This is a genomic window from Micromonospora sp. NPDC048843 (assembly GCF_040649965.1).
GTDB classification, from domain to species: Bacteria; Actinomycetota; Actinomycetes; order Mycobacteriales; family Micromonosporaceae; genus Micromonospora; species Micromonospora hortensis.
On the sequence record NZ_JBEZGJ010000008.1, the window covers coordinates 53,320 to 73,847 of the forward strand.

A 20,528-nucleotide genomic window follows, 5' to 3' on the forward strand; every position below is an offset into this window, starting at 1 on the left:
TCACGGCGTACCGGTGTGGTGGGCGACGGTAGCTTCACGGGGTGCACGAGAATACGACGGGCGAGCCGGGGCCATGGCGGATTCTGGGCGAGCGGACGGTGTATGAGGACCGTTGGCTGCGACTTGATCTGGTCGACGTGGAGCCGCCAGGACTCGAACCCTTCGCCCACCATGTCGTTCGGCTGGATCGTGTCGCCGTCGTCGCCGTGCTCGACGAGCACGATCGAGTTCTGATGTTGCGGCGCTACCGATTCATTCCCGGCGAAACGAGATGGGAACTGCCCGGCGGCATCGTCGAACCGGGCGAGGAGGCGGTAGCGGCGGCAAGCCGGGAAGCGGAGGAGGAAACCGGCTGGCGGCCCTCGTCTCTGACCCGGGTGGTCACCTACCAGCCGATGATCGGCATGGTCGACTCGCCACATGAGATCTTCGTTGGGCGTGGAGCCACTTATGTCGGCCCGCCAACGGACGCAGAGGAGGCCGGTCGCGTTGAGTGGGTGCCGCTGAGTGACATGCCGGACCTGATGGCGCGCGGCGAGTTGGCGGGGTCGGGGACCTTGGTCGCCATCCTGCACGTCATTGCTGGCCTGACGCCCAAACCGTCAAGCCCTTGATCCGATCTATTCGGCGTCGGTATCGCACAGATCCGGTCAGGTTCACCAGCGAGCATGCTTCCCGTAGGTGAGAGCGGGCCTCCTCACCTTCTCCCCGAACCAAATGCGCCTGCGCAAGATCGCAGCGCATTCCCGCCGCGGCTCGCACGAAGGTGTCGTCCATCGCTACCAAAGCCGCCGACAGCTCGTCGATAGACCGAGGGTCGCCCAGCAGCGCCAGCGAATGTCCCCGCCATCGGCGGAGGTGAGTTTCGTCGAGGAAAATCCCTGGCAAATTGGGGTCGCGAACTCCTGTGACGCCTGAGAGATGTCGGCTCGCTCGGTCGAGGGAGTGGCGGCAGTCGTCCGGGCGTCGGCTGAGCGCCCACAGCTCTGCTTCGGCGGCGGCCAGCCAGGACGACAGTCGAGGCGACAACCGACTTCCTCCGCAAGTCTGTGCTTCCTGCACGAGCTGCGCACCCAGCTCCGGTCGACCGGCATCGGCCAGGACGTATGCCTGCTCGCCCATGGCATGGGCGAGGTGAAGCGGGTCGTCAGCCTCCCGTGCGGCGCTCTTCGCCAGTTCATAGTGGCGCCAGGCGCGATCCGCCGCTCCGACATCGAGGGCCTGCCACGCCGCGAGCGATGCGGCTTCTGCCAGCGCGCGGGCGAGCGGTTGCCTGGCAGATGGCAGCACGGTAAACGACAGGCTCTCCTGAAGACGGGACAGATGGCTCTGCATCTGGTCGACAAACTGGGCCGCCCCGAGCTGACGGTCCATGGTGCGAAGAAGCTCCGTCTGATGCCGAAGGGTGTGCAACATCGATTGACCGACCGAGTGCGAGGCCTCGAGTTGTTCGACCAATCGTGTGTAACCGTTCCCGTCGTCGTCAACGGGCACGTTATCGGAAAATAGTTCGTCATCGGTCGTTCCGAGGAGGCTCCGCAGGATGGCCGCGTAACTGCTTGAGATTTTCCGTCGGCCGTTCTCCCATTCGGAGACGTATACCCCAAGGCTGTTGGTGGAAGCGATCGAGACCATGCGTCGGCGGCCGTACTGCTCGATCTCATGGACCAACCTTGCCTGGGACCAACCCCTGGCAAGACGAGCGTGGCGTAGGTGATTTTCCATAGCCCCTGCCGATCGATGGTGGCGGGTTCAGCTTGCCGTAACCGTGTCCCTATTCCAAGTGGCAGCGGTTAACAGCAGCGGGTTAACCCATGTTGTCTATCGCAGTCCTATGACACCCGGTCTGCTGTGGGCAGCACTCCGCCGCTGTACCGCTGAACAAGCTACGGCGATGGGGTGGGCGACGTCGCCTGAGCGATGCTGCTCGGGCGACGTCGCCTCCAGGGTCACCTGCCGAGGAAGGCACTGTCGTGCGCGCGTTTCTCCGTCATCTCCGGGCCGAGCCACCCCGGCCGGCGCCCTATCGGGCGGCCAACTACGTACCTCTGAAGCCCTGGCAGGTCCGCGGACGCCGGTTTACCCGCCGCGGCAGGCGTGGCGTGGACGCCGTGGAGGTCGCCGAGTTCCTCGACCGGGTCGCCCACGATCTGGCCGAGGTGTACGCGGCGCTGGGCAGCAGCCGGCGGGAGACCGAGCGGATCAAGGATGCGCTGAGGTGCTGGCAGTCACGGCGCGCCCGCGAGGACTCGGCGGCCCGCGGATGAGCGCCCGCTGGGTGGCGCACCTGCCGTTCACCGCCGCCGACCTGCCGGCCGCCCAACAGTTCGCCGGCACCCTGGCCCGCTCCCTGAGCTTCCTCACCGAAGTGGACGCCGGTGAGACCACGGTGTCCGCCGAGGACGCCCAGGGCGTACGCCATCGGGTCTTCTGCGACCTGCCGCTCGACGGCGGTCGGCGGTGCGTGCGGCGGGTGGAACACGACGGTGACTGCGCGGCCCGGCGGTGTCGGTGACCGCCGTGCCCGTCGTCGTCTGCCCGGACTGCGACGGGATGACCTTCACGCTGGAGCCGTGCCGGTGCACCACCTACGGTGACCGGTTTCTCGCCGACGCCGACGTGCTCGGGCCACGCCGGGAGGCGTACCGGAGCTGCGAGCAGTGTCGCGGCGCGGGCACCGTCACGTACCCCTGTTATCGCTGCGGGCGGCGCGGCCGGCGGCGGGCGCAGCTCGTGGTCACCGTCGCGAACCTGGACACCGGCGCTGTCGCGTCCCACCAGGTCGTGCCCGGCGGCCTCGACCCCCACCGCGACCCGGCGGGCCACTGGGTGGTCGACCTTGCTTCCCGGGTACGCGAACTCGCCGCCACCGTCGGCGCGGTCCTGGACGAGGCCGATGTGCCTTCGCTGTGGTTGGACCGGCAGTGGCAGCCCGACCTGCCCGCAGCGCTTCGGCACGAGCTGGAGGCTCACGCCATCCTGCGGGCCGATCACGCCCCCTGGCGGCTGGTGCTCGGCCGAGCCACCGTCCCGGCGACCGTCGACCCGGCCGCACGGCTGGCCCGGCTGTGTGCGCTGGCCGACCTGCTGCTGCTCGACCTGGTCGTCGAGGCCCGCCGGCAGGATGCCGGGTTCTGCTGGGCCATTCGGTACGAGGTGCCCGGCTCCCCGGTGCCGCTCGGTTCGCCCGGCTGGTGCCGGGACCTGCCGGAGTCGCTGGCCTGCACCGACGTGGCCAAGTCGCTCGACGGCCTTGCCGAACGCGGCCTGGCCGCTCCCGCCCGGCTGCTGCGACCTGACTCGCCGCGCCCACCCGCCGCTTCGGCCGTGGACGTCGATCAACTCGAACGCCGCGTGCTCGCTGACTGCAACGACGCGGCCCACGGCGACGAGTTGCCCGGCGCGCAGGCGCTGTGGCGCAACGGCCGCTGGTGGCACACGACTCTGCGCGCCGGCGAGCCGGTGGAGACCCTCGCGGAGCAGCCCACCGGCCAGGTCGTCCGCCGTGTGCGAGTGCCGGTGAGCCGTGGCTACGAACCACCCGACCCGCAGTGGCTTGGTGAACCCGTCGACTGGCGGCAGTGCCCGGACTGCCGACCACACAGCCGGCTACGCGCCTGCGACTGCCGGCTCGGCGGTCGCGCGGCCGACCCCGACTGCCCGCACTGCTGCGGCGCCGGCCTGCGCCCATCCGCGCTGCACTGCTTCACCTGCGGCGACACCCAGCGCCTGCACCGGACGGTTGTGGTCACGATCACCGACCTGCGGCACCGGGTGGTGCACCTGGCCTGGCAGGCCGGCACGCCCGAAGTCGCCCCGCTGGTCGCTACCCAACCGGGCGGCAAGCCCGTCGTCCAGCTTCCGACCCGTTACCGGCTCGGCTCCTGGGCAGCCGTGCTCGGCGCGCGGCCCGACGACCTGGCCGACGCCGACGGCGGGCAGCAGATCGGCAAGGACCTCCGCGACGGTTACGTCACACTGCCCTGGGCCGGGGCCGACCCGGTCGGGGAGCACGTCCGCAACGCAGGCCGGGGTACGCCGGCCGGCCGCCTGATCGTGGTGGCGACGCCTCCCGACGCGCCGCCGCTGGCCGAGTTGCTGCGGCTCGCCCTCGGCCTTGACCTGGCCCTCGTGGTGGCGGTGTGCGACCTGCGGCACAACGCCGCAGACCCACTGCTGGCCGACGGATTGCGCTGGTCGGTCGAGATGAAGCCGCTTGACGCACCTGTCCGTCCTGACGACTTCCCCTACCGGCCGAGTCTGGCCGCCGCGCTCTCCTGGTGTGTCGAATGCCTGACCGACGCCGTAGCCGGGGCCGCCCCCACCGACCCGACGGTGCCCATCCCGGTACCCGGCTCGGGGCCGCGTGACATCGCCGATCCCGAGCCGGAACTGCTACGCCTGGCGGCCCAGCACGCCGGGCAGGTGCTCACCGTTCGCTTCACCCGCGCCGGTTGCACGGCGTACCGACACGACGACGACGGCGTACACCTCCTCGCCGAAGCCCCCGACCTGCGCGATCTTCGGTTGACCTGAGGGCTGAGGGAACATATGTTCGATCACGTGGGGCGATCTGAGGTGCGCCGGGCTTCTCTGCCGGCTTCGCGTGGCCGGTGGGCCGGGCGGCCGGGAGTTGCCTCTACGATCAGAGGCATGGACCGGGTGACGGTGGAGCGGGCTGCGCTGATCGCGCTGCTGCGGCAGCCAGACCTCGGCTGGTCTGATGCCGTGCACGACATTCAAGAGGTCGGCACCGCCCTGGCAGTCCTGCGCCGAGTCGTCGGGCAGACTGACACGCTCTTTCCCGACACCCGCTCCGTCGACTCGCTGATCGAGGTCGCAGCCGGCGACCTCGCGGGCTGGCGGGCCGAGGGCATCACAGTGCGGGCCTTCTTCGACGACGACTACCCCGCCCAGCTGCGTGACATCCGCGAGATGCCGCCAGTGCTCTTCGCCCGAGGTGAGTCGCGTCCCGACGCTCGGGCCATCGCAGTGGTCGGCAGCCGCGAAGCGAGCGATCGAGGCGTCGAGATCGCCAGCTCGCTATCAGAATCACTTGCCCGCCGTGGTGTGACGGTGGTCAGCGGTCTGGCGAAAGGGATCGACACCGCAGCCCACCAGGCGGCACTCGCGGCAGGGGGCCGCACCGTCGCGGTCATCGGCACCGGAATTCGTCACCACTACCCGACGGTCAACCGCGCGCTCCAGGAGCACATCGCAAAGGTCGGATTGGTACTCAGCCAGTTCTGGCCCGATGCCGCCCCGACAAAGCAGAGCTTCCCAATGCGAAACGCGGTGATGAGCGGCTACGCCGCTGCCACCGTGGTCATCGAAGCCGGCGAACGCAGTGGAGCCCGGATCCAGGCGCGGCTCGCTCTTCAGCACGGTCGGCCCGTGGTGCTCACCAGTCAGGTGATGCGGCACGACTGGGCACGCGCCTTCGCCGCCCGGCCCGGCGTCCACGTCGCGCACGGGACCATGGACCTGGTGGAGGCGGTCGACGCCATTCTCGACCGTTCACCGGCTGCGGCCGAGTTGGAGGGCTTTCCTGATTTCGCCAGCCTCTGACCCGTGGGCCAGGGTCCGGGAGTACGTGGAAACCCAGCGGAACTTCCTTCGAAATCCCCTGCCCACTCTTCCCTGGATCTGCCCGACGTGTCGCGGTGTCCGCACTCCCGGGTTCGACTACTGCTACCCCTGTCAGGCCACCAGACGGCGTCTGGTGGCCTGCTCGCCGACGTGGTCGCTCCAATCGCTTACTCGCCGCGTACCGGTCAGCATCACCACCATCTGCGCTTGTACAAGTCCAAACCGGGGTCGGCTCAGGCTAGGTGGAATCTGCTCGCACTGCTGTTGCTGTTCCTACAGCGGCATCTCGACTACGTCGCTGATCGGATGGGCGGCGCGCCGACCCACGTGGTGGTCGTGCCGAGCACCCGGAGCCAGGCTCATCCGCACCCCCTGCAGGATCTGATCGGCGACCGTCTTGGACTGCCGTGGCTCACGGCGCTGTCTAATCCCCGCCACGGATCTGAGACGCGGACGTTCCAGCGCGACTGGTTCACGGTCCAGCTTCCGGTCGAGAGCGTCAGCGTTCGGCCGCTGGTCCTGGACGACACCTGGACGACCGGTTCCCGGGCGCAGTCGCTGGCGTACGCGTTGAAGAGCGCTGGCGCGTCGTCGGTGGCGGTCGTGGTGCTCGGGCGGCACATCAGGCCGGAGCATGTGGCATCCCGACCGCTGCTGAAGGCGATCGAGGATCCGATGTTCGACCCGGCCAAGTGCGCTGTCGGACGACAAGCGTAGATTTGTCCGGAATTAATTTCACTTTCGAGATCTGGGGCGGTTGGCGCAGGCCACTCTCGCCGCACGTCTCGCTGACCTCCCCCGAGCGGCAGCCGTACTGGACGAACCCGTCCGGTTCGTCGTTCTTGCGCCCTGACCTTGGAGGAGCGCTGGGCGGCCTCGGTGTGAGGGCTGTCCGGGTCCTGGTACGGCGCTGCCCGACCAAGCGAGTCTCCTCGCCAGCCGGGCAGCACTCCGCTTCTGATCAGCTGGTGGTGGTCAGGCCCTGCAGACCCTTGAGCATCTCGGCGAAGTCGAGGGTCTCCGCCGTCGGCGGCGTCTCGATGGTCACCGCCTTGCCGTAGTCGGTGTAGTCCATCACCAGGTCGCCCAGCGGGCCCATCTTCAGGGCCGCCCGGCGCGGCCGGTACTGCTCGTCGACCCACAGGTCGGTGGTGATGTCCTTGACGCCCATCTTGGTCATCTGCTGCTCGACGCCCGCCCGCAGCTTCTCGTCGAGCTGCGCGAGGTAGGTCGCCATCGGCGTGGTGACTGTGTAGTGGACGGTGGCCGTCCCGTCCACCGTCTCCTGCCCGACCACCTTCGTGCCCTCGGTGGCGAGCAGCGTCTTGACCTGCTTGGTCGGGTCGATGTCCTCGAACTGCTTGCCGAAGTTCATCCCGGCCTGCTTGCCGGCGGCGCCCATGTCCATCTTCATCCAGCGCTTGCCGTCCATCCCCGCGCGGTCCTCCGCCGGAATCTCGACGTAGATGACCGCGCCGACCATCCGGACGATCGTCGCGGCGCCCTTCGCGTCCGTCGTCGTCATCTCGGCCTTGACCGGGTCGCCGAGGTCCAGGACGCCCTTCATCGAGACCTTCTCACCGCCCGCAGTGCCTGACATCGCCACTGTGACCGAGTCGCTCTTGTCGGTGGCCTCGGCGGTCTTCTGCAGCGACCCCTTCAGGTCACTGGCCAGCAGCTCCAGGACGTTGGGCTGCTTCGGCGACTCGGATCCGCCGGACGTCGTGCCGCACGCGGAGACAGCGAGCGCGGTGAGCGCCGAAACCGCCACAGCCACGGACTTCTTGCCAAATGACACGTACACGCCTCTTCCCGCTGGAATCCGGGCTCTCCCCGAATTGATCGACGACACGCTAGCTGACACGACCGACATTCGCGGACCATGCTTCGCCGACGACATCAGCGACGTTGGGGGTATCTAGTGAGATACCCCCAACCTCGACGATCCAGTGTCGATCCGAGCGGTGGTTACTCCGGGACGCGACGGTAGGCGCCGTCGCTGGCCGAGGTGGCCATCGAGGCGTACGCGCGCAGCGCCGCCGACACCGGCCGCTGCCGGTCGGTGGGGGTGTACGGCCTGTCGCGCTTCTCCTCGGCCACCCGGCGAGCCTCCAGCTCCTCGGCGGAAACGTTCAGCTCGATGGACCGGCCCGGGATGTCGATGACGACCTCGTCGCCGTCGCGGACCAGGGCGATCAGCCCGCCGGAGGCCGCCTCGGGGGAGACGTGCCCGATGGAGAGCCCGGAGGTGCCACCGGAGAAACGGCCGTCGGTGAGCAGCGCACAGGAGCGGCCCAGCCCGCGTCCCTTGAGGAACGAGGTGGGGTAGAGCATCTCCTGCATGCCGGGGCCGCCCTTGGGCCCCTCGTACCGGATCACCACGACGTCCCCGGCGACCACCTGCTTGGCGAGGATCGCTGTCACCGCGTCGTCCTGCGACTCGTAGACCTTCGCCGGGCCACGGAAGGTCAGGCAGTCGTCGGGCACGCCGGCGGTCTTCACCACGCTGCCCTCGGGTGCCAGGTTGCCGTGCAGGATGGCCAGACCGCCGTCGGCGGAGTAGGCGTGCTCGCGGTCCCGGATGCAGCCACCGGCCGCGTCGGTGTCCAGCGACGACCACCGGTTGGTGGTGGAGAACGGTTCGACGGTACGCACGCCGCCAGGAGCGGCGTGGAACAGTTCGACGGCCGTGGGGGTGGGGGAGCCACCGCGCACGTCCCAGTCGGTCAGCCACTGTGCGAGGGAGGGGGAGTGCACGGCCCACACGTCCCGGTTGAGCTGCCCGGCCCGGTCCAGTTCGCCGAGGATCGCCGGGATGCCGCCGGCCCGGTGCACGTCCTCCATGTGGTAGTTCGGCGAGTTCGGCGCGACCTTGGCCAGGCAGGGCACCCGCCGGGAGATCGCGTCGATGTCGGTGACGCCGAAGTCCATCTCCGCCTCGCGGGCGGCGGCCAGCAGGTGCAGCACGGTGTTTGTGGAGCCGCCCATCGCCACGTCCAGGGCGACAGCGTTCTCGAAGGCGGCCTTGGAGGCGACAGCACGCGGCAGCACCGAGTCGTCGTCGCCGTCGTACCACCGCTTGGAGATCTCCACGATGGTCCGGCCGGCCTCGACGAAGAGCGACCGGCGGGCGGCGTGGGTGGCCAGCGTGGAGCCGTTGCCGGGCAGCGCGAGCCCGATCGCCTCGGTGAGGCAGTTCATCGAGTTGGCGGTGAACATGCCGGAGCAGGAGCCGCAGGTCGGGCAGGCGGAGCGTTCGATCTCACCGAGCTGCTCGTCGGTGACCGCCTCGTTCGAGGAGGCGATCATCGCGTCGATCAGGTCGATCTTGCTGTGCACGACGCCCTCGATCGCCATCGTCTTGCCGGCCTCCATCGGGCCGCCGGAGACGAAGACGGTCGGGATGTTGAGCCGCAACGCGGCCAGCAGCATCCCGGGGGTGATCTTGTCGCAGTTGGAGATGCAGACCAGGGCGTCCGCGCAGTGCGCGTTGACCATGTATTCGACGGCGTCGGCGATCAGCTCACGGCTGGGCAGCGAGTAGAGCATGCCGCCATGGCCCATCGCGATGCCGTCGTCGACAGCGATGGTGTTGAACTCCCGGCCCACCCCGCCGGCCTCGGCGACCGCGTCGGCGACCAGGCCACCCATGTCCTTGAGGTGTACGTGACCAGGCACGAACTGGGTGAAACTGTTGGCGATGGCGACGATCGGCTTGCCGAAATCGTCGTCGGTCATCCCGGTGGCCCGCCAGAGGGCCCGGGCGCCGGCCATCGTCCGACCGTGTGTGGAGGTCCTCGACCGCAGCTCAGGCATGCATACCAGCATGACACCGTCGGCGCGCCGGCCCACCCCGGTATCTGCCGTGTCCCAACAGATGCACACTCAGCCCCCCATGACGTGCGCCCATCCGGCACTCTTGGAGGCGTGCATTTTCCACCGGGCATGGTCGCTGTCGCGGCGCTCAGCGGGCTCGTCGCCGCGGTGGCCGCCGTGCTGCTGACCGTCGTCGCCCGACGGCGGGTGGTGCCGCGTCGACCGGCACACGTGCTGCTCGCGGCGGCCGCCGGAGTTGCAGTGCTCAGCCTCCTGGTCGGGGTGGTCGCCGCGCTCAGCGCTAACGACCACTGGGCCCACGAGCAGGGGCAGCGCACCGGTTGGGCGACAGTGGTGGCGATCGGCACTGCGGTGAGCGGGCTGGCCTTCGCCGCTGGTCTGCTCCGGCTGCCCGGGGTGGCCGCCACCGCTGCCGGAACGACCCGGCTCGCCCTGGACGGTCTGGTCATGGCGGCGGCGCTGTGGTTCGTCGGTTGGGTGCTCTTCTCCGAGCCCACCCGATTGCTCGGTGGTGCCACCCCGATGGCCTGCCCGGCGATCCTGGTGGCCACTGTGAGCGCCGCGCTCGGTGCCGGGCTCGTCGTGATCGTCGTCTTCCGGGCCGCCGCGCCGCGTCGACGGCTCGCCGCCCTTGGCGCCGGCATCAGCGCGGTGACCTGCGGTGGGCTGGGTCTCAGCGCCGGGCTCTGCCAGGCCGGGCCGACGATGGCGCTGACCGGTGCGGCGGTGCTCGCCGCCGGTCTGCTGATCGTCGCGCTCGCTGTGTACCGGGCCGACCGGCCGGGGCAGATCGACCTGGACCTGGTCGGAAGCGACGGCGAGTACGCGATCGCCCCGATGCTGGCGATGGCCGCCTCGGCGATGTACCACCTCGCCCAGGACGGCCGGTTCACCGCGGCCGGCATCGTGGCCGGCAGCGTGGAGGGCTTCGCCCTGGTGGCACGGCAGTACCTCACCCTTCGCGACGTCCGGGGGTACGCGAGCCGGCTGGTCGAGCGCGAGGCGCACTTCCGGGAGTTGGCGCACACCGATCCGCTGACGTCGTTGGCCAACCGGCGCGGGCTGCTCCGGGCGCTGCATCGCAACGCCGCCGACCACAACCCGTGTGTGCTGCTCGGCCTGGACCTGGACGGCTTCAAGAACGTCAACGACATGCGGGGCCACGACGTGGGCGACGCCGTGCTGGCCGAGGTGGGCCGGCGGCTGCGCGGCAACCTGCGCCCCGGCGACGTGGCCGCCCGGCTGGGTGGCGACGAGTTCGCCGTCCTCATGCAGGGCCGGTCGGTCGAGGCGGACCGGGTCGCCGAACGGCTCCTCGGGGTGCTCAACCGCCCCTACGACCAGCCGGAGGGGCCGGTCTTCCTGTCGGTGAGCATCGGTGTGGCCGACTGGGCCGACGAGCCGGACGTGGAGCTGCTGCTGCGCCACGCCGACCTGGCGTTGCGCTACGCCAAGCAGCGTGGCAAGAACCGGATCGAGCGGTACGACGCCGCGTACGACAAACTGCTGCGCCGGCGTACGACTGTGGAGCACGAGCTGCGCGGGGCCATCGACCGCGACGAGCTGCGGTTGGCGTTCCAGCCGGTGGCGTCGCTGCCGTCGGTGCGGCCGGTCGGCGCCGAGGCGCTGCTCCGCTGGCACCATCCCGAGCTGGGCAACGTGCGTCCGGACGAGTTCATCCCGCTCGCCGAGGAGTGCGGCATGATCGCCTCGCTCGGTGCCTGGGTGCTGCATCAGGCCTGCTACCAGCTCTCCCGGTGGCTGGCGGACGGGCACGACGTCTGGGTGTCGGTGAACGTCTCCCCGCGCGAGCTGCACGCCCCGGAGTACGTGGTCCAGGTGGCCGAGGCGCTGCGCGCCCACCATGTGCCGCCGCAGCGGCTGGTGCTGGAAGTCACCGAGCACGCCGTCGCCACCGACCTGGACGAGCTGATCCGGCGGCTCACCGCGCTGCGGTTGACAGGTGTCCGGATCGCGCTGGACGACTTCGGGGCCGGCTACTCGTCGCTGGGGCAGCTGCGCCGGTTGCCGATCGACATCCTCAAGATCGACCACAGCCTGGTCGCCGAGCACGAGCCGGTCCGCCCGGTCGGCCAGGACGGGCCGGCGTTCGCTCCGATGGTCGACATCGTCATGCGCCTGGGTCACCAGTTGGGGCTGGAGGTGATCGCCGAGGGGGTCACCACCCCTACCGAGTTGGCCGCCGTGGTGGCCGCCGGTTGTCGCTTCGGCCAGGGCGCTCTCTTCGGCTGGGGGGTGCCGGCCGAGCACCTGGAGGCGATGCTGGAGGCGGCCACGTCCCCGGGTGCGCGTCCCGCTCCGGTGCCCGCACCACGCCGTGCTCCGGGCGGGTCCGGGCAGCTCACCCCACCTGCCGATGGCGCGTCGCAGGCCGACGCGCCGACCTCCGTTAACCAACATGTGGGATCAGTTGACTCATCGCGTGAGATGCGTCAGGCTTAGCCGCATGTCGTCGTACCGGTCGCTGCGAGTACTTACCTGAGCGCACTCTCCCCCACTGAGAGTGCGCTGGCCCCGTGCATCTGCACGAGGGCCGTTTTTATTGCCATCGGAACCTGGCGAGGCGGGCCCCGCCCGCGTCGCATCGCTTGACTAGCCACCAGCCACTCCAGCCGAAGGCCAGAACCGCCATGACGAGACCCACGCCCGAGACCCTCGCCCACACCGCCCGCCGGGCCCGCGCGGCCGCCGACCCGACCCTCGACGTCGACCAGGCCGCCACGCGCACGGCCACCCCGGCCGCCCCGGCGGTACGGCCCGCCGCCGCGACCCCGATCTCCGGGGCCGGCTCGCTCGTGCGGTCCCTCGAGGCGCTCGAGGTCGACGTCGTCTTCGGCATTCCGGGCGGCGCGATCCTGCCGGCGTACGACCCGCTCTACGACTCGACGGTCCGGCACATCCTGGTGCGGCACGAGCAGGGCGCTGGGCACGCGGCGACCGGCTACGCGCAGGCCACCGGCAAGGTCGGCGTCTGCATCGCCACCTCCGGCCCGGGCGCGACGAACCTGGTCACCCCGATCGCCGACGCGTACATGGACTCGGTGGCGATGGTGGCGATCACCGGGCAGGTGGCCAGCCCGTTGATCGGCACCGACGGCTTCCAGGAAGCGGACATCCAGGGCATCACCCTGCCGATCACCAAGCACAACTTCCTCGTGCAGAACGCCGAGGAGATCCCGCGGGTGCTGGCCGAGGCGTTCCACCTGGCCAGCAGCGGGCGACCCGGCCCGGTGCTTGTCGACATCCCCAAGGACGTGCTCCAGGCGCCTACCACCTTCTCCTGGCCGCCCACCCTCGACCTGCCCGGCTACCGGCCCACCCTGCACCCGCACGGCAAGCAGATCCGGGAGGCCGCGCGGCTGATGGCCGCGGCCCGGCGGCCGGTGCTCTACGTCGGTGGCGGAGTGCTCAAGGCCGGTGCCACCGACGGGCTGCGCCGGCTGGCCGAGCTGACCGGCATCCCTGTCGTCACCACGCTGATGGCGCTCGGCGCGTTCCCCGACTCGCACCAGCAGCACCTCGGGATGCCCGGCATGCACGGCACCGTCGCCGCGGTCTACGGCCTGCAGAAGGCGGATCTGATCGTCGCGCTGGGCGCACGCTTCGACGACCGGGTCACCGGCAAACTGGACTCGTTCGCCCCGGACGCGGCAGTGGTGCACGCGGACATCGACCCCGCCGAGATCGGCAAGAACCGGCACGTGGACGTCCCGATCGTCGGCGACGCCAAGCACGTCATCGACGAGCTGATCGCCGCGGTCACCGCCGAGCGGTCGGCGGGGCGTACCGCTGACCTCGGAGACTGGTGGACGCAGCTGGACGACCTGCGCACCCGTTATCCGCTGGGCTACGACGAGCCGGTCGACGGGACCTTGTCCCCGCAGTACGTGATCAAGCGGCTGGGCGAGATCGTCGGCCCGGACGCGATCTTCGTGGCCGGGGTGGGACAGCACCAGATGTGGGCGTCGCAGTTCATCTCCTACGAGAAGCCGTACACCTGGTTGAACTCCGGCGGCCTCGGCACGATGGGCTACGCGGTGCCGGCGGCGATGGGCGCCAAGGTCGGCAAGCCGGACACTGTGGTCTGGGCCGTGGACGGGGACGGCTGCTTCCAGATGACCAACCAGGAGTTGGCCACCTGCGCGTTGGAGGGCATCCCGGTCAAGATCGCCGTCATCAACAACGGCAATCTCGGCATGGTCCGGCAGTGGCAGACGCTGTTCTACAACGAGCGCTACTCCAACACCGAGCTCGGCACCCACAAGCACCGCATCCCCGACTTCGTCAAGCTCGCCGAGGCCCTGGGCTGCGTCGGGCTGCGGTGCGAGAGCGCCGATGACGTGGACAAGACCATCGCCGCCGCCATGGAGATCAACGACGCGCCCGTGGTGATCGACTTCGTGGTCGGCAAGGACGCGATGGTGTGGCCGATGGTCGCCGCCGGCACCAGCAACGACGAGATCATGTTCGCCCGTGGCGTCCGCCCGGTCTTCGACGAGGATGACATCTGACATGAGTGAGCGCAGCGAACGAATCAGCAAGCTCAGTATTGCCAATGGTCGTGACGCGACCGAGCGAAGCGAGGCCGTGGCATGACCATGCACACTTTGTCCGTGCTGGTGGAGAACAAGCCGGGCGTGCTCGCCCGGGTCTCCGGCCTGTTCTCCCGGCGCGGTTTCAACATCGACAGCCTCGCCGTCGGCGAGACCGAGAACCCGGACGTCTCCCGGATCACCATCGTGGTCAACGCGGAGTCGTCCCCGCTGGAGCAGGTCACCAAGCAGCTGAACAAGCTCGTCAACGTGCTCAAGATCGTTGAGCTGGACCCGCAGATCTCGGTCGCCCGGGAGCTGCTGCTGGTGAAGGTTCGCGCCGACCGGTCCGCGCGGTCACAGGTGCTGGAGACCGTCAACCTGTTCCGCGCCCGCGTGGTCGACGTCGCACCGGACACGCTGACCATCGAGGCCACCGGCACCCCGGACAAGCTCGACGCCCTGCTCCGCGACCTCGAGGCCTTCGGCATCAAGGAAATGGTCCAGTCCGGGCTGGTGGCCATCGGGCGCGGCTCGCGTTCGATCACCGCCGGCCCCGCGCTGCGGGCCGCCTGACCCGCCGCCGGTCGGCCCTCGGCCGGCCATCCGGCGAATTCATCCGCACAGACCACGACGGGCCGCCCCGGCCGTCGTACGAAAGGGAATTTCTCATGAGCGTTGAGGTGTACTACGACGACGATGCCGACCTCGGCCTGATCCAGGCCAAGAAGGTCGCGGTGATCGGTTACGGCAGCCAGGGCCACGCCCACGCGCTGTCGCTGCGTGACTCCGGCGTCGACGTGGTGATCGGTCTGCCGGAGGGCTCGAAGAGCCGTCCCAAGGCTGAGGAGCAGGGCCTGCGGGTGGTCACGCCCGCACAGGCCGCCGCCGAGGCCGATGTGATCATGGTGCTCGCACCGGACACCGCCCAGCGCGGGATCTACGCGGAGTCGATCGCCCCGCACCTCGCCCCGGGCAAGGCGATCTTCTTCGGCCACGGCTTCAACATCCGGTACGGCCTGATCAAGCCGCCGGCCGAGGTGGACGTGGCGATGGTCGCGCCCAAGGGCCCCGGCCACCTGGTCCGCCGCCAGTACAGCGACGGCAAGGGCGTGCCCTGTCTCGTCGCCGTCGAGCAGGACGCCAGCGGCAACGCGCTCGCGCTCGCCCTCGCGTACGCCAAGGGGATCGGCGGCACCCGGGCCGGCGCGATCAAGACCACCTTCACCGAGGAGACCGAGACCGATCTCTTCGGCGAGCAGGCGGTGCTCTGCGGCGGCGCCTCGGCGCTGGTGCAGACCGGTTTCGAGGTGCTCACCGAGGCGGGCTACGCCCCGGAGATCGCCTACTTCGAGTGCCTGCACGAGCTGAAGCTGATCGTCGACCTCATGTACGAGGGCGGCATCGCGAAGATGCGCTACAGCATCTCCGACACCGCCGAGTACGGCGATCTCTCCCGTGGTTCGCGCATCATCGACTCCCGGGTCAAGGACGAGATGCGCAAGATCCTGGGTGAGATCCAGTCCGGCGAGTTCGCCCGCGAGTGGGTCGCCGAGGACGAGGCCGGCCGGCCCAACTTCACCAAGTGGCAGGCCGAGGGTGCGGCGCACCCGATCGAGGAGACCGGCAAGAAGCTGCGCGGCATGATGAGCTGGGTCGACCGCCCGATCACCGAGACCGCCTGACCCGTTCGAACGACGATCCACCGACAGCCCCTGGGCCGGCGCTCTCCCCAGCGCCGCCCCGGGGCTGCCCGGCATGCTGCCGCCCGTCGATACGTCGGGCGGCAGTGCTCGTGCGCCACGACTCTCTCAAAGTGACCGGGTGACCGACGCCGCCGGTGCTCGGTGCGGCCGGGGCAACCGTGTCGGTGCGGTGAACGGCCGATGTCCGTCGCCCGACAGGGCGTGTGAGGGCACTCACCCCGAAGACCGGAACACGCCGACCAGCGGGGCCCCTACGATCGCCTGTAGGTGCAGCAGCCGGCACCTGACGGCCACGGCACGGATCAGCGCAGGGCGCAGTGCGGCGCCCCGCCGCCCGGGCCGATCGCAAACACGACCTCTACGAGGACCGATGAATCCTGTCGTACTGATCGCCGAAGAACTCGCCCCCGCCGCCATCGAGGTGCTCGCCCACGACTTCGACGTCCGTCACGTCGACGGCACCGACCGTCCGGCCCTGCTCTCGGCGCTCTCCGAGGCCAACGCCGTCATCGTGCGCAGCGCGACCCAGATCGACGCCGAGGCGATTGCTGCCGCGCCGCGACTGAAGGTGGTCGCCCGGGCGGGCATCGGACTGGACAACGTCGAGGTGCCGGCCGCCACCGCGCGGGGCGTCATGGTCGTCAACGCGCCCACCTCCAACATCGTCTCCGCCGCCGAGCAGGCCGTCGCGCTGCTGCTCGCCGTCGCCCGCAACACCGCGAGCGCCAGTTCCGCGCTCAAGGCGGGGGAGTGGAAGCGGTCGAAGTACACAGGCGTCGAGGTGCAGGGCAAGACCGTCGGCGTGGTCGGCCTCGGTCGCATCGGGGTGCTCTTCGCACAGCGCATCGCCGCGTTCGGCACCCGGCTGATCGCGTACGACCCGTACATCCAGCCGGCCCGTGCGGCGCAGCTCGGCGTCCGCCTGGTCGGCCTGGAGGAACTGCTGCGGGAGAGCGACTTCATCTCCATCCACCTGCCGAAGACGCCGGAGACGGTGGGTCTGATCGGTGAGAAGGAGCTGGCGCTCGTCAAGCCCGGCGTCCGCATCATCAACGCCGCCCGTGGTGGGCTGGTCGACGAGCAGGCGCTCGCGGACGCGATCGCCGAGGGTCGGGTCGCCGGCGCCGGCGTCGACGTGTACAGCAAGGAGCCGTGCACCTCGTCCCCGCTGTTCGCCTTCGACAACGTGGTGGCCACCCCGCACCTGGGCGCCTCCACCCACGAGGCGCAGGACAAGGCCGGTCTGGCCGTGGCCAAGAGCGTCAAGCTGGCGTTGCAGGGCGAGTTCGTTCCGGACGCGGTGAACGTGCAGGCCGGCGGCGTGGTCGCCGAGGACGTTCGGCCGCTGCTGCCGCTGGCGGAGAAGCTCGGTCGGGCGTTCACCGCGGTCGCGGGCGGGGTCGCCGCCAGCGTCACCGTCGAGGTCCGCGGTGAGATCGTCAGCCACGACGTGTCGGTGCTCAAGCTCGCCGCCACCAAGGGCCTGTTCAGCTCCGTGGTCGAGGAGCAGGTCACCTACGTCAACGCCCCGCACCTGGCCGCCGAGCGTGGCGTCGAGGTCACCCTGGCCACGCTGGCCGAGACGGCCGAGCAGCCGACCCTGGTCACGGTGCGCGGCGCGCTGCCGGACGGGCGGACGGTCAGTGTCTCGGGCACCGTCACCCACTCCGGCGCTCGGGACGTGCTGAAGCTGACCGAGGTGGACGGCTTCGACGTGGAGATCGGCGCGGAGGGCATCCTGCTCTTCCTGCGCTACGCCGACCGGCCCGGTGTGGTCGGCACCGTCGGTACCCTGCTCGGTGAGTCGGGCATCAACATCGCCGCCATGCAGGTGGCCCGTCGGGAGGCCGGCGGTGAGACGCTGATGACGCTCACCGTCGACCAGGCGCTCGGCGCCGACCTGCTCACCTCGGCCGCCGAGTCGATCGGCGCCACGGCGGCCAGCGCCGCCGACCTGCGCGACGAGTAGTAGACGACAACACCGTGGGGGGCCTGGCGATTCGCCGGGCCCCTCGTCATTTCCCGTGCCGCCGGTCAGGTCAGCCGGGCAGCCGCGCCGGCGGCGGGTAGACCGAGCCGTCCTGCGGGTCGAAGAGCATCAGCCCGTGCTCGCCGGCCAGCCGCTCGATGTCCAGTAGCACCTGGTCCGCGCAGGTCGGGTGCAGGTTCAGCTCGACGTGGTCGTGGGCCGCGTGCAGCGGCGCCACCGCCCATGGGCTGTTCGGGCCGGGGTGACGGTCCGGATAGGAGGCGGTGATCGCCCGGTAGAAGCTGACCACCCGCGGATCGGGGTAGCGGTCCACGTGTCGCCCCTGCCGGCAACCGTTGACCGCTGTCCGCACGTCCTCGGGCGTCGCCCCGTCCTCCAGGGCCCACACGCTCAGATCGAAACTCACGGCGGATAGCGTGCCATCCGCCGTTCAGCATGTCGAAACTGCCTCGCCGCCGGTCAACCACCGATTACCGCCGGCTCCGGCCACGACGGTCCGGTGTGGAGACTCTTGCGTCGAGTTGCGTCGATTCGCTAGCGTACGCACTGCGGTCACTGGCCGAGTTCGAGGCGCCGGCCCGTCTTCGGGTGGCGCGGTCGACGTCCGGCCCGACCGGTCCGCACCCCTCGGTTGCGCGAGCCACGCGCACTCGTCGCTGATCGGCCCTCACTGTCGTTGCCGAGACTGTGGGGGCCGATCGCGTGCCCGACCGGCTCAGCGACGGTGTGCGAAGAGCGCGCGATAGTCGGAGTTGCCCCGGAACCACGCCAGGCCGGTGGGGCCGGCGGCGTAGAGCGCTGTGGCGTAGGCGTCGGCGATCGCCAGGTCGGGGCCCACCACTGTGGCGGCGACGAGGTGATCGGCCGGCTCGCCGGTGTGCGGGTCCACCACGTGCCCCTGCCGTCCGGTCACCCCGGAGGTGCCGACCGCTCCGGCGGTCATCTCCAGCACCAGCGGCGCGCGCTCGGGTGCGGTCGGGTGGTGCACAGCGACCCGCCAGGGCCCGCCGTGCGGCGCGCGGCCCCGGACGACGAGGTCGGCGCCGGTGAGTACGGCGTAGTCGTGGATGCCGGCGGCGCGCAGCCGCTCGGCGGCGCGTTCCACAGCCCAACCGCCGAGCAGGCCGCCTGGGTCGAAGCCGCCGGGCACCGCCCAGGCGTCGAACCACCCGTCGGTGGCCGCGCGCATCGCGGAACAGCGGTCCACCAGGTCGGCGAGCGGCGGGTACGACTCCGGGCTGATCTCGCCCCGACGAAGCCGGGAGACCAGGCTCTCCGGTCGGTTGGGGCCGTAGGTGAGGTCGATGGCGCGCAGCTCGGCGACGCTGTCCCGCAGCGCCTCGCCCACGCCCCGGCGGCCGAGCCACTCGGGTGCGTTGAGCAGCAGGGTGTACTCGGCGGTCGCTGTGCGTACGGTGTGCTGCACCGCGATCCGGCCCTCGGTGGCCGCGGCCGGGTCGATCCGGTGCCGGCGGCTGCCGAGTCGAAGGTCCGGCCGGCGGTTGCGGAACGCGGACGGGTCCGGCCAGCGGGTCCGTGGCTGCTCGTCGATGCGCATCGCATCTGCCCCCTCGCACATGGCGCCGCGTCACCGCGACCCCGTCGGTCAGCAGGCCCCCGCGACCCACTGAGCACTACCGTAGGCAGCGGAGATGACCGCCCCATGAGTCCCAGCTGAGAGGGTGCTGTGCATCCCCGCATCCCAAATCTTGGACGCTGCGTACCGGGAGGCGGGACGGCGACGTACCGTTGCCGAGACGGAACCGTTGAGCAGAGGAGTGCGGTCGTGGCGCGGATCGCGGTGGTGGCCGGAGACGGCATCGGGCCCGAGGTGGTCGCGCAGGCCCGCAAGGTCCTCGACGCGGTGCTGCCCGACGTGCAGGCCACCGAGTACGACCTCGGCGCCGCCCGCTGGCACCGTACCGGAGAGGTGCTGCCCGACTCGGTGCTGGCCGAGCTGGCCGGGCACGACGCGATCCTGCTCGGCGCGGTCGGTGACCCGACGGTCCCGCCGGGTGTGCTGGAGCGTGGGCTGCTGCTCAAGCTCCGTTTCGCCTTCGACCAGTACGTCAACCTGCGCCCGTCCCGGCTCTGGCCCGGTGTCGCCGGTCCGCTGGGCAACGTGAAGCCGGGCGAGGTCGACCTCGTCGTGGTGCGCGAGGGCACCGAGGGGCTCTACGCCGGTGCCGGTGGTTCCCTGCACCGGGACACCCCGGCCGAGGTCGCCACCGAGGAGAGCCTGAACACCCGGCACGGCGTGGAGCGGGTGATCCGCGACGCGTTCGCCCGCGCCGGCCGCCGGGAGCGGCGCAAGGTCACCCTCGTGCACAAGACCAACGTGCTCACCCACGCCGGGTCGCTCTGGGCGCGTACGTTCGACGCTGTCGCCGCCGAGCACCCGGACATCGAGACCGAGTACCAGCACGTCGACGCGGCGGCCATGTTCCTGGTCACGCAGCCCCAGCGCTACGACGTGGTGGTCACCGACAACCTGTTCGGCGACATCCTCACCGACATCGCCGCAGCCGTCACCGGTGGCATCGGGCTGGCCGCCAGCGGCTGCATCAACCCCGAGGGGGCGTACCCCTCGATGTTCGAGCCGGTGCACGGCTCGGCCCCGGACATCGCCGGCCAGGGCATCGCCGACCCGGTCGCTGCGGTGCTCTCCGCCGCGTTGCTGCTGGAGCAGCTCGGGCACGGCGAGTCGGCCGCCCGGGTCAACGCGGCGGTCGCCGCCGAGCTGGCCAGCCGCGTGCCGGGCGTGACGCTGCGTACCGAAGAGGTCGGCGACCGGCTCGCCGCCCACGCCGTAGCCTGATCACCCCGGCCCGAGTGGCAGACCGGTCTCGGAGC

17 protein-coding genes are annotated in these 20,528 nt (G+C 70.4%); 12 read left to right on the forward strand and 5 right to left on the reverse strand.

Annotated features, from left to right (window positions below; all coding sequences use genetic code 11):
• Positions 1-41: 41 nt before the first annotated feature.
• On the forward strand, positions 42-614 hold the full coding sequence (locus AB0C20_RS03780) for an NUDIX domain-containing protein (RefSeq protein WP_357190751.1): 573 nt from the start codon (positions 42-44) through the stop codon (positions 612-614).
• On the opposite strand, the gene AB0C20_RS03785 is transcribed toward AB0C20_RS03780, so the two are convergent.
• On the reverse strand, positions 577-1,671 hold the full coding sequence (locus tag AB0C20_RS03785) for an XRE family transcriptional regulator (RefSeq protein WP_357190749.1): 1,095 nt from the start codon (positions 1,669-1,671) through the stop codon (positions 577-579). The two genes, AB0C20_RS03780 and AB0C20_RS03785, sit on opposite strands and share 38 nt — an antisense overlap.
• Positions 1,672-1,973: 302 nt before the next feature.
• Here AB0C20_RS03785 and AB0C20_RS03790 point away from each other — a divergent pair, with 302 nt between their 5' ends.
• From AB0C20_RS03790 to AB0C20_RS03810, 5 genes are all read left to right on the forward strand, one after another.
• Positions 1,974-2,267 carry a DivIVA domain-containing protein gene (locus AB0C20_RS03790; RefSeq protein ID WP_357190747.1) on the forward strand — a complete coding sequence of 98 codons (294 nt, stop codon included), beginning with the start codon at positions 1,974-1,976 and terminating at the stop codon, positions 2,265-2,267.
• The gene (locus tag AB0C20_RS03795; protein WP_238684662.1) at positions 2,264-2,515 is read left to right on the forward strand and encodes a hypothetical protein; all 252 of its coding nucleotides are present in this window, start codon (positions 2,264-2,266) and stop codon (positions 2,513-2,515) included. Before AB0C20_RS03790 ends, AB0C20_RS03795 begins: the two co-directional genes overlap by 4 nt.
• Positions 2,512-4,536 (forward strand): hypothetical protein, encoded by a 2,025-nt coding sequence (locus AB0C20_RS03800; protein ID WP_357567253.1) that lies wholly within the window; start codon positions 2,512-2,514, stop codon positions 4,534-4,536. Before AB0C20_RS03795 ends, AB0C20_RS03800 begins: the two co-directional genes overlap by 4 nt.
• Before the next feature lie 117 nt (positions 4,537-4,653).
• Complete coding sequence (locus AB0C20_RS03805; protein WP_357567254.1) at positions 4,654-5,568, forward strand: DNA-processing protein DprA; 915 nt, start codon at positions 4,654-4,656, stop codon at positions 5,566-5,568.
• Positions 5,569-5,796: 228 nt separating this feature from the next.
• Positions 5,797-6,306: a phosphoribosyltransferase gene (locus AB0C20_RS03810; RefSeq protein ID WP_357190741.1), complete on the forward strand. Its 510-nt coding sequence runs from the start codon at positions 5,797-5,799 to the stop codon at positions 6,304-6,306.
• Positions 6,307-6,550: 244 nt separating this feature from the next.
• Here the strand turns inward: AB0C20_RS03810 and AB0C20_RS03815 are convergent, their stop codons facing one another.
• Both AB0C20_RS03815 and ilvD read right to left on the reverse strand, forming a co-directional pair.
• Positions 6,551-7,387, reverse strand: coding sequence for a hypothetical protein (locus tag AB0C20_RS03815; RefSeq protein ID WP_357567256.1), 837 nt, complete (start codon positions 7,385-7,387; stop codon positions 6,551-6,553).
• Positions 7,388-7,557: 170 nt separating this feature from the next.
• Entirely contained in the window at positions 7,558-9,405 is a 1,848-nt protein-coding gene (gene ilvD / locus AB0C20_RS03820) for a dihydroxy-acid dehydratase (RefSeq protein WP_357190737.1), read from the reverse strand.
• A gap of 111 nt (positions 9,406-9,516) precedes the next feature.
• Here ilvD and AB0C20_RS03825 point away from each other — a divergent pair, with 111 nt between their 5' ends.
• The 5 genes from AB0C20_RS03825 to serA all read left to right on the forward strand — a co-directional run bounded on the left by AB0C20_RS03825 (position 9,517) and on the right by serA (position 17,654).
• Complete coding sequence (locus tag AB0C20_RS03825) at positions 9,517-11,889, forward strand: bifunctional diguanylate cyclase/phosphodiesterase (RefSeq protein WP_357190735.1); 2,373 nt, start codon at positions 9,517-9,519, stop codon at positions 11,887-11,889.
• A gap of 188 nt (positions 11,890-12,077) precedes the next feature.
• Complete coding sequence (locus tag AB0C20_RS03830; protein WP_357190733.1) at positions 12,078-13,958, forward strand: acetolactate synthase large subunit; 1,881 nt, start codon at positions 12,078-12,080, stop codon at positions 13,956-13,958.
• Positions 13,959-14,039: 81 nt separating this feature from the next.
• Positions 14,040-14,555 carry an acetolactate synthase small subunit gene (gene ilvN, locus AB0C20_RS03835; RefSeq protein ID WP_357190731.1) on the forward strand — a complete coding sequence of 172 codons (516 nt, stop codon included), beginning with the start codon at positions 14,040-14,042 and terminating at the stop codon, positions 14,553-14,555.
• 95 nt (positions 14,556-14,650) lie between these two features.
• On the forward strand, positions 14,651-15,664 hold the full coding sequence (ilvC, locus tag AB0C20_RS03840) for a ketol-acid reductoisomerase (protein WP_238684655.1): 1,014 nt from the start codon (positions 14,651-14,653) through the stop codon (positions 15,662-15,664).
• Positions 15,665-16,055: 391 nt separating this feature from the next.
• Entirely contained in the window at positions 16,056-17,654 is a 1,599-nt protein-coding gene (gene serA, locus AB0C20_RS03845; RefSeq protein ID WP_238684654.1) for a phosphoglycerate dehydrogenase, read from the forward strand.
• A 70-nt stretch (positions 17,655-17,724) separates the two neighbouring features.
• Here the strand turns inward: serA and AB0C20_RS03850 are convergent, their stop codons facing one another.
• The gene (locus tag AB0C20_RS03850; protein WP_091393184.1) at positions 17,725-18,081 is read right to left on the reverse strand and encodes a hypothetical protein; all 357 of its coding nucleotides are present in this window, start codon (positions 18,079-18,081) and stop codon (positions 17,725-17,727) included.
• A gap of 309 nt (positions 18,082-18,390) precedes the next feature.
• The gene (locus AB0C20_RS03855) at positions 18,391-19,233 is read right to left on the reverse strand and encodes an FAD:protein FMN transferase (RefSeq protein WP_357567257.1); all 843 of its coding nucleotides are present in this window, start codon (positions 19,231-19,233) and stop codon (positions 18,391-18,393) included.
• Between the two features lie 228 nt (positions 19,234-19,461).
• Between AB0C20_RS03855 and AB0C20_RS03860 the strand changes: the two genes are divergently transcribed.
• Positions 19,462-20,493 (forward strand): 3-isopropylmalate dehydrogenase, encoded by a 1,032-nt coding sequence (locus AB0C20_RS03860; RefSeq protein ID WP_357190726.1) that lies wholly within the window; start codon positions 19,462-19,464, stop codon positions 20,491-20,493.
• Positions 20,494-20,528: the final 35 nt, after the last annotated feature.

Bases quoted from the DNA above. Each gene is read 5' to 3' on its own strand.
- AB0C20_RS03795 (WP_238684662.1), top strand. From the start codon at position 2,264: ATGAGCGCCCGCTGGGTGGCGCACCTGCCGTTCACCGCCGCCGACCTG.
- AB0C20_RS03805 (WP_357567254.1), top strand. From the start codon at position 4,654: ATGGACCGGGTGACGGTGGAGCGGGCTGCGCTGATCGCGCTGCTGCGG.
- ilvD (WP_357190737.1), bottom strand. From the start codon at position 9,405: ATGCCTGAGCTGCGGTCGAGGACCTCCACACACGGTCGGACGATGGCC.
- AB0C20_RS03830 (WP_357190733.1), top strand. From the start codon at position 12,078: ATGACGAGACCCACGCCCGAGACCCTCGCCCACACCGCCCGCCGGGCC.
- ilvN (WP_357190731.1), top strand. From the start codon at position 14,040: ATGACCATGCACACTTTGTCCGTGCTGGTGGAGAACAAGCCGGGCGTG.
- ilvC (WP_238684655.1), top strand. From the start codon at position 14,651: ATGAGCGTTGAGGTGTACTACGACGACGATGCCGACCTCGGCCTGATC.
- serA (WP_238684654.1), top strand. From the start codon at position 16,056: ATGAATCCTGTCGTACTGATCGCCGAAGAACTCGCCCCCGCCGCCATC.
- AB0C20_RS03855 (WP_357567257.1), bottom strand. From the start codon at position 19,233: ATGCGCATCGACGAGCAGCCACGGACCCGCTGGCCGGACCCGTCCGCG.